5 protein-coding genes and 1 pseudogene are annotated in these 4,298 nt (G+C 44.0%); 1 reads left to right on the top strand and 5 read right to left on the bottom strand.

Annotated elements, in window-relative coordinates; genetic code table 11:
* From WBJ10_RS03780 to WBJ10_RS03770, 3 genes are all read right to left on the bottom strand, one after another.
* Positions 1-253, bottom strand: a 253-nt coding sequence (locus tag WBJ10_RS03780; RefSeq protein WP_424288220.1) for an ankyrin repeat domain-containing protein, incomplete at its 3' end; no start/stop codon positions are given.
* A 4-nt stretch (positions 254-257) separates the two neighbouring features.
* Complete coding sequence (locus WBJ10_RS03775; RefSeq protein ID WP_424288219.1) at positions 258-2,501, bottom strand: catalase; 2,244 nt, start codon at positions 2,499-2,501, stop codon at positions 258-260.
* A 107-nt stretch (positions 2,502-2,608) separates the two neighbouring features.
* Positions 2,609-2,860, bottom strand: a complete 252-nt coding sequence (locus tag WBJ10_RS03770; protein WP_424288218.1) for a type IX secretion system membrane protein PorP/SprF — start codon at positions 2,858-2,860, stop codon at positions 2,609-2,611.
* A 79-nt stretch (positions 2,861-2,939) separates the two neighbouring features.
* Between WBJ10_RS03770 and WBJ10_RS03765 the strand changes: the two genes are divergently transcribed.
* Positions 2,940-3,233, top strand: coding sequence for a hypothetical protein (locus tag WBJ10_RS03765; protein ID WP_424288217.1), 294 nt, complete (start codon positions 2,940-2,942; stop codon positions 3,231-3,233).
* Here WBJ10_RS03765 and WBJ10_RS03760 read toward each other — a convergent pair.
* Together WBJ10_RS03760 and WBJ10_RS03755 are read right to left on the bottom strand one after the other, a co-directional pair.
* The gene (locus WBJ10_RS03760; RefSeq protein WP_424288216.1) at positions 3,230-3,763 is read right to left on the bottom strand and encodes a DUF4386 domain-containing protein; all 534 of its coding nucleotides are present in this window, start codon (positions 3,761-3,763) and stop codon (positions 3,230-3,232) included. The two genes, WBJ10_RS03765 and WBJ10_RS03760, sit on opposite strands and share 4 nt — an antisense overlap.
* A 115-nt stretch (positions 3,764-3,878) precedes the next feature.
* Positions 3,879-4,298 (bottom strand): annotated as a pseudogene (locus WBJ10_RS03755) (TetR/AcrR family transcriptional regulator); the annotation flags it as partial.

Raw genomic sequence — 4,298 nt, 5'->3', positions numbered from 1 at the left:
TATCCATATAACCTTTAAAAGCTGCACCCATGAGCGCGGTGTTCCCGCCGTGATCATAATCATTTATTTCGGCGCCGTGATCCAGGAGAAATTTAGCAGCGTTATATTGGTTATTATAACATGCAATAATAAGGGGCGTATACCCCTTATCATCACGAACATCAAGGCTTGCGCCTGTTTTTATTATTTCTTCCAATACATCCGCCCGGCCTTGCCGGGCGGCATGTATAATTACTTCGGGTGTGATCTCCATGCGCTTATGCCGGTACTTTCATTGGCTTTTCGCGATCCCAGAATCGGTGCATAGCAATCATCTTTACAAATGTTTCAGTGGCATCTTCACTAATTAGTACGCCCTCCGTTAGTGCTGTTTCCTTTGATTGCTCTTTACTAAGCTTTTTATTGAAATAAGTCGCCTCAATAACCTGACGTGCTGTAACATCAGCCGCGATGGCTTTACAATGCCTGAAAGCTTCATTCAAAAAGTGAACGGCATCTGCGTCCGCTTCTAGGGTTGCAGAACTGTTTACCCCTCCAGCTACGAAGACGGCGTCGTATAATACCGATGCTGCTGTCAGGAAAGATTCATCGACAGGTATCTCCTCCCCGCTTTCGGCAATAATTGCACCTAGCTTGGGAGCTATCACTTGCACGACTGCACCTTCGCCCTCGAGCCTAGATTTCATTGCTTTGAGCGATTGGCCATCCACACCGTCGGCAGTTAAAAATGCTATTTTACGCGTTTCAATAGTATCTTTTATGGTATTTGCCATGCTCAGTGCTGGGGATTCCTTGAGTTCGCTCTCCACTCCTTTTTGGGATTCAAGGCTGGCGGGATCTACGTCAGCAGGAACACTGAAATTTAACTGTGCCGGGTTTTTAGGGATATGCAATCCGAGATGAACCGCTACCGGTACAGCGATGTCCGGGTCAATCTGGTTTAAAACGCCGAGCATACGTTCGCGAATAGCAATTGCTTTCACTTTTCCCAGTTCAAATTTTAAAGCATCCAATAGGTGTTCCTTTTCCGGATCCGACTGACTTTTAAAGAACAACTTAGCCTGACTGAAGTGATCGAGAAAGCTTTTACTGCGAGCTCGTATCTTACGGGCGTCAATCCGCTCATTGTAGGAAACGAAACCTCCGTCGGCTGCTTTGACCTGCACTGGGGCGTTATCCGAAAGCGAATTCGGCCCGTAACTGGTTTTTCCTTTGTTAATGGTTTGGCGCATGAAACCATCGCGCTGGTTATTATGTACAGGCACTACCGGGCGGTTGATTGGAATCTCGTGGAAATTCGGGCCACCCAGGCGTATTAATTGCGTGTCGGTGTAAGAAAACAATCTCCCTTGTAGCAGCGGGTCATTCGTAAAGTCAATGCCTGGAACCACGTGGCCTATATGAAAAGCAACCTGTTCCGTTTCCGCGAAGAAATTATCAGGATTACGGTTTAAGGTCATCTTGCCGATACGGCGAATGGGAACAAGTTCTTCAGGGATTAGTTTTGTCGGATCAAGAAGGTCAAAGCCAAATTTAAATTCATCTTCTTCCGGAACAATCTGTACGCCGAATTCGAATTCGGGAAACGAACCCGATTCTATTGCATCCCAAAGGTCGCGACGGTGGAAATCCGGATCTTTACCCGATATTTTCTGCGCTTCATCCCATGCTACAGAATGTACGCCAAGCATCGGTTTCCAGTGGAATTTCACGAAATTTGATACTCCCTCGGCATTTACAAAGCGGAAGGTATGAACACCGAAACCTTCCATCATACGATAACTGCGTGGGATGGCCCGATCGCTCATTGCCCACATGATCGCATGCGCCGATTCAGGCATCAGGGAAATGAAATCCCAAAAGGTGTCATGTGCAGCAGACGCCTGTGGAATTTCATTGTCCGGCTCTGGCTTAACTGCGTGAACAAGATCCGGGAACTTCATCGCATCCTGGATAAAAAAAACCGGGGCATTATTTCCGACCAGGTCAAAATTGCCTTCTTGAGTGTAAAATTTTACAGCAAACCCTCGTATGTCTCTCGCCAGGTCGGTAGAACCGCGTGACCCTGCAACGGTCGAGAAGCGTACAAATACAGGCGTCTCGCGACCAGCTTCACCCAGGAAATGTGCCCGGGTAAGTTCAGGTATGGCTTCATAACAAGTGAATACACCATGGGCCCCTGAACCCCGCGCATGAACAACGCGTTCTGGAATTCGTTCGTGGTCAAAATGCGTTATCTTTTCACGTAAAATAAAGTCTTCGAGTAAGGTTGCCCCCCGATCGCCAGCTTTCAGCGAATTTTGATCATCATTGATTCGTACCCCGTGGTTTGTGGTCATCATTTCACCGGCTCCCGATTCTTTATTTCCAGCCAGATCATCGATTTTATCGTTTTCCGGCTCAGGCCCGGATTTCTTTAGGTCAGTTGATTTTTTTGGAGGAGTTGGTTTCCCGCTTTTCGACTCCGCAGCTTTCGCCGATTTAGTTGGTCCTTTTTTCATAACAGAGATATTGTATGTTATAAACACAAGACCGGGAGATTGGTTCTACGAAATGTGTGTGAGAAATACGTGTTTTTGACGATTCCTCAATAGGTATTTGTCGGATTCTACTGCTTCATTATTGAAAACGGCATCCCAATAGAAAGCTCGAAAGTGCCTCCCGACAAACTTCTTAGTTGTGGAGTTTCTGAATTATAAAAGCAGGACAATCTTACCTTCTGATCATAATCAAAGCTAAATCCACCGGTTATACTTTTGTTGCTGTGGTAGAGCACTGAAAGATCCAAAACAGATTTATAGGAGAAATTCAAGCCAGCATCTATGTAGTGTGAAAGCCCTGTAATCTGCCTGTATCCCACAATTCCTTTCTTGCTTCTCTATAAAACAATTTCCCCTCCCCGCCGTTTCCCATCCATGACCAGCAAGAAACTATTCCAAATGCTTCTCCCCTTGTACGACAACGACGGACAGCCATTTTCAGATGAATTGTACAAAGCCATCAGACTAGAGCTCACAGAACGATTTGGCGGTCTAACTGCCTATTCTCGCTCTCCTGCCACAGGTTTATGGAAGAATGATGATGAAGAGGTAACGGTCGACAAAGTAATAGTATACGAAGTGATAGCTGATGACGTTGAAAAAAAATTCTGGAAGAGCTTTAAGGAGATATTAAAAGCTCAGTTTAAGCAGGAGGATATGATTATTAGATGTACGGATATTGAGGTGGTTTAAGTTGAAAACTGAAAGGTGAAAGCGGAAAACTGACAGGTGAGAGTCACGGTTCCGTGGAGCAGCCCAAGCCGCCATTCGTAATTATAAGTTCGTAAGGAAATTAATACCTGGTCATGAACCTGCGAAGTTGTTATACCTTTTAGGCCATCGGATAAATTGACGAGTGCCATTACATGAATAAGGTTCATAACAGCGGCAATATTAAAACCGGCATATACCATTCGTGCCCATGCAGCAAGTAAGGCAAGTTTCCGGCTGAAGGGTCGAATTAGATAGTAAATGGCCCAAGCTAATATAAGATCACATATAATGGTCGTAAATTGGATCAGGATAGCAGTCGAATACAAAGTGGGGCTCTGTCGGATATTTGAAAATGTGAGGGCTGCATTTTTGAAATCTATTAATAATGGAAGTATACGAAACTCGGCAATAGGAACAGTCAAAGCCATAATTAATGTGGCAATTCCAGCAGTCAAAGCAGCATGTTTTATGGTTAAGGTTCCAGGTTTTTGATTTTCAGTGTCCACCATGATTTTAATCTAATGTTCTGTGTATTAGACTAAGCGTCGGGAATTTGTTAAGGGATTATGAAAATATTTTTGGGTAGGATTCCGCGGAAGGACTAAACGCTGACACGCCCAAATCCTACTTCTTTATAGCGCTAAACACCAATTCCTCCAGGAAAGTGACAATCGCTGACTCATCTTTAGTTTTGCCAAAATCCGTTAGCGATGGAAGATGGTGCATAAAAAAATTTTGGAAATGTGCCATCTCAATAATGGTACTTGATAAAGATTTTGGATACTTGTATTTAGGATTACATTCCAGAATAATGCCACCAATCTTTGCACAAAGGTCTTTATAAGGCTTAAATAACTGGTCTTTGTTGTCTTCAGAAACATGCTTGGTTAAATAGACTTTGGTTCCTTCCGCAATGATTATCTGGTGCAGTATACTTTCATTTACATAGCTTGTTCGAATGTCATCCTCAATGGTAGTAGCCAATAACAGAATGGCTCTTTTAAGTTTCACCTCGGGATCTTGAATATTGCTTGTATTTATAAC

Origin of the sequence: Daejeonella sp. (genome assembly GCF_049655485.1) — a bacterium.
Lineage (GTDB): Bacteria > Bacteroidota > Bacteroidia > Sphingobacteriales > Sphingobacteriaceae > Daejeonella.
Note: the sequence above shows the minus strand (reverse complement) of the source record. Positions and strands in the feature narration are given on the sequence as shown.